The sequence below is a fragment of the Vibrio sp. 10N.222.52.B7 genome, from assembly GCF_041474275.1.
Lineage (GTDB): Bacteria > Pseudomonadota > Gammaproteobacteria > Enterobacterales > Vibrionaceae > Vibrio > Vibrio crassostreae_C.
Map to the genome: position 1 here is coordinate 3,176 of NZ_JBFRTU010000141.1, position 4,104 is coordinate 7,279.

At 45.8% G+C, this 4,104-nt stretch carries 3 protein-coding genes; all 3 read right to left on the reverse strand.

Annotation, left to right across the window (positions count from 1 at the left end; genetic code table 11):
* Positions 1–143: 143 nt before the first annotated feature.
* Complete coding sequence (locus AB4512_RS21735) at positions 144–2,054, reverse strand: LapD/MoxY N-terminal periplasmic domain-containing protein (protein ID WP_017061208.1); 1,911 nt, start codon at positions 2,052–2,054, stop codon at positions 144–146.
* 5 nt (positions 2,055–2,059) lie between these two features.
* The gene (locus AB4512_RS21740; protein WP_019823329.1) at positions 2,060–2,728 is read right to left on the reverse strand and encodes a transglutaminase-like cysteine peptidase; all 669 of its coding nucleotides are present in this window, start codon (positions 2,726–2,728) and stop codon (positions 2,060–2,062) included.
* A gap of 59 nt (positions 2,729–2,787) precedes the next feature.
* A partial coding sequence (locus AB4512_RS21745) for an HlyD family type I secretion periplasmic adaptor subunit (RefSeq protein ID WP_372175626.1) occupies positions 2,788–4,104 on the reverse strand: 1,317 nt, incomplete at its 5' end.

The window sequence follows — 4,104 nt, forward strand, 5'->3', positions numbered from 1 at the left end:
GGGAATAGGAAAGGGGTTAGCTTTCCATCGGATAGTGGTAGCCCATTGATCAACGCTTCGGGCGAGTTAGCTAACCCGTAATACCGGCTAACGTAGATCAGTGAGTTCAATAGTGGATCTTGCATGTGATATAACCCTTACAACTATTTATCAACAATGAAGCCTTGGAACACTTCTACGTAGTTATCAGACAGAATATCTAGCTGAGTCTGAGTTTCTATTCGAGACGCGATGGTGGTGACGCCTAGGTTGTGAGCGGTTCTAGAGATCGACGTTAAGGTAAACTTCTGTTTTTCGTCATCAAGGTTATGTGTGAACAGGTAATCTAGCTTCACATAGCTTGGACGGTATTCGTTGATGTAATCCAGTGATTGGAAGTTACGTCCGTAGTTATCGACACCAAACACCGCTTCAGCGTTGCGAATGGTGTTACACAAAAGTGCCGTGTAGTGCGGAACGTTGATGAAGCAGTTTTCTGGAATCTCAAAGTGCAACAGGTGAGCGATTGAAGCATTCTGTTCAAGCGTCTTACCGATCCAACGGATGAAGCTTGGTTGAGATATACTGCTTGGCGAGAGATTAATAGCGACTGGGCTGGTTACTTCTTTTGCATTGAGCTTTTCAACCATCTTCTCAATAACGTATTGGTCGAGAATGTGGCTCATTTCAAGCTGTTCTAGCGCGTATAGATACTGGTTAGCACCGTAACGCACGCCATCTTTTTCAATCGCAGAGAACACCTCTTGGTGATACGTTTTACCAAAGGCATTGTTTGCAGCCTGCAAACGGAAGGTAATGAGGTCGTTGATGATCGCTTCTTCAACCAACATACGCCATTGTTGTTTGCCCATCACTGCGCCGTGATCGTCTGCGGTTACGTAGCCGTAAGCAAGTTCTCGATTCGCCTTGGCACTTGAGAGTGCGTTATCCACCAGCGACATGATTTCAGTACTGGTTTTACGCTTGTTGCTGTAGGTCACACCAAGAGCAATATGTGGATTCGCAGTGCCTGTTGGGTCTGAACCTAGGCTCTGGATACAGTTTACGATGCTGCTCGCGACAAGTTTCAGTTCGCTCTCATCAATGTTTGGCATGATGAAACCGAACTCGTCACTAGAAATACGAGCGATGGTGATATCTGGAGATGAAATTGAAGCTTGCAGCTGTTCAGCCAGTTGATGAACCAAGGCATCACCTTCTTGATAGCCCTTTTCATCGTACTCTTCACTGATAAACTCCGCTTTAAGTACCGCTAAACCACCTAAGCTCGACTCCTCTAACCATTGAGTTAACTGAGACATGTAGTAAGCACGGTTACCTAGCTGAGATACAGGGTCGATATATGCTCTTTCACGTAACTTCTGAGCTTCTTTCGCTTGGTTTTTAAATGCCAGTTCAACTTGAGTCGACATGTGGTTGATACCATCGACAACCAAGGTGAGATCTTTTGTCTTTGGACGAGCCAGAGGTTCGCCAAACTGATTCTTGGCGATCTGATCCATCTTGGTAATGATCAACGAGAGCGGGCGTAAAGCGCGCTTAAGGATCCAAGAGATAGACACCAAACCGAGCAAGAAGATCGTGCCAAATATGCTCAGTAAGCGGATGAATGCTTGCCAAAGTTGATCGTAGGCAGGGCCTGGGTGACTTACGATCTCGACCTCGGCCAATTGCATCCAGCCACTGGTGATCACGCGGCGGTCATGAACAGGCTCGAACAGGTTTAGGTTGGTAAACCACTCTGGTACGCCAGTTGGCTTTACAGGGTATGAGCGGAGAATGTCTTCACCGCTATCGAGAAAGATCAATCGAACGACTGAGTAAGAACTGCCATCAAACAGGGCGTTGATAACAGACTCCACTGCCACCTTGTCCTTTTCTTCTAGGTAAGGGGCGAGAGCCAGTCCAACAGTATTAATGGTATTACTTACCTCAGAGCGTTGCTGCTCCTCTAAGTATCCACGGGTGGTATTGAATTCGATCATAAAAACTGACGTCATCAGCAGTATGAACACTGCAACCATCCCGACCACAAGCTGTTTATATAAAGTCATTGTACCTACTCATCGTAATTGATAATGGGTTTGTTTAATTTTAGAGAGCGCTCACGTGAACGTAAGTCGTTCCATAAGCTCAATCTTGAAGATTTCCCTGCCAATTTGCCGCTGCCTGCTGCCGACTTGATCAACCAAAGGTTTTTACCGTTAAAACTGTAAATTGGTCGTAGATCTGGGCGTTTGGAACCGCGTTTAATTTCAGGGTTTAAGTTGTCCAAAATTAATGGCTCTGCACTCGGTGTTGAGTAGTAAGCCAACACCATGTGGAACTGGTTTAGTTCCAGTGCTTTTACGTACACTAATCGTAATTTCTTATCTGGGACGCCCAGTTCAAGCAAAGAGAAGTATTTTGCGATTGTGAAGTCTTCACAATCACCGGCGTTGCTGCCTAAAAATTCCAGTGGTGTTGCCCAGTAATCATTCTTTCCCCACAGTATGTTGTCATCAACAAAGTACATCTGGTTGAAGAACTGGTTCACCGACCTGAGCTTCTCTTTTTCACTTAATCCGTCGTATGACGTCATATTTGAGCGCCATGTTGCCACTCGCTTTCCGGCTCTATCGCCGTAGGTTTTGGTCACTGCATCTATCCACCGTTGGTCGCTCTTGTTGAGCGCCACAGAGGTGAAAGAGGTGAGGACCAGCAGCAATAGCGAAATCCGAGACTTCATAGCCTCTGCTCTTGTCTATTTGCTGTGTATTGAAAGGCGTTATCAAACATCAAACGTCCTTACTCTTTTAGTGCATTGTTTTGAGCGCTTAATAGTGGCTTCAACATGTACTCAAGCACGGTTCTTTTACCCGTGATGATATCGACAGAGGCGGTCATACCTGGAATGATTGGCAACTCTTCGTTCTGTCCAAAATTGTGTTTTTCGGTGCGCACGCGCACGATATAGAAGCTATTGCCTTCTTCATCTTGAGTGGTATCGGCACTGATGTGCTCTAACACGCCTTCTAGACCACCGTACTTAGTGAAGTCATAAGCACTGAATTTAACGATGGCAGTCAATTCTGGGCGTAGGAACGCGATATCTTGCGGGGCGATTTTCGCTTCAACCAATAGAGAGTCTTCTGTTGGTACAATCTCAACGATGTCCATACCCGGTTGGATAACCCCGCCGACAGTATTAATACCCAATGTTTTAACGGTGCCTGTTACAGGAGAAACCACCACGGTACGGTTTACTCTGTCTTCTAGGCCAACGGCAGATTCGGTCATTGCAGAGAGCTTGTCTTGGGCTTGATTGAGTTTTTCTTGTTGTTCGGAGCGGAAGTTCAGTGCGGCGTCAATACGGCTGAGCATGGATTCTTTGATTGCTGAGCGTAAAAGAGGAATTTTTAGCTCGCTCGAAGTCATTTCTCGGCGAGTGTCGTTCACTTGTCTTTGCAGTTTAAGTAATTCAATTCGTGGTACCACCCCTTCATCGGCGAGAGGTTTGGTGATATCCAGTTCTTGGCGAGCAAACTGGTAGCTCTGTTTTAGGTTTCGAACACGCGCTTTAATCTCAACTAGGTCTTGCTGTTTCTGTTCAACTTGTTGATCAAAAACGGAAAGCTGGTTTCTCAGATTATTGAGATCTTGACGGTATTCTGCTTTTTGACGATTAACCAGTTGAGGTTGAAGTTCATAGAATTTAGGTGGGAACGCAAGCTTGCCATAATCGAGAGTGACACTTTTCTTCCATTCTTTTTCAGAGAATTCTTCGTTGATGACAACACTGGTCAGGGAAGCGGAAAGCATTAACACGTTGGCGGTCAAGTTCGCGACTTGTTGTTCACGTTCGCGGAAGTCAGAACGGAATCGTGTGTCATCGATTAACAGCAGTTGTTGACCTTTTTGAACGCGTTGGCCTTCTTTAACTAAGATCTCTTTAACCAAGCCACCTTCAAGGTTTTGTACCACTTGGATCTGAGAGGAGGGGATCACTTTGCCTTGGCCAACGGTAACTTTGTCGATCTCTGCCCATGCAGACCACCCAATAGCAGCAATAAAAAACAGAACGATCACCCACAACATAATTCGCGCACTGGTGGGCGTATTGAG